Raw genomic sequence first — 243 nt, 5'->3', positions numbered from 1 at the left:
CGATCACACGACACTCCTTTGGACCTTCGGCTTCGGTCTTCTCGTCACGCGAGAACAACGCGGGTGGGGATGGGCATTGGTCCTCGCTGGTCTTGCGACGGCCTGGGCTCGAATCTACGTGGGCGTTCACTTTCCTCTCGATATGGCCGGATCCGCCGTTGTCGCGGCCACAGGTGCTGTCGTGGCAAGGGCCGTTCACCTGCACGTTGCGGCCCGTCTCTTGCCGATGATCGAGACGCCGTA

General features: G+C 62.6%; 1 pseudogene. It reads left to right on the top strand.

Going from position 1 to position 243, the window contains the following annotated elements:
- A pseudogene (locus AC1RQI_RS17445) lies at positions 1–243 on the top strand (hypothetical protein); the annotation flags it as partial.

Source organism: Salicola sp. AFF1 (assembly GCF_056783195.1).
This window is presented reverse-complemented; position numbering and strand designations above follow the sequence as displayed.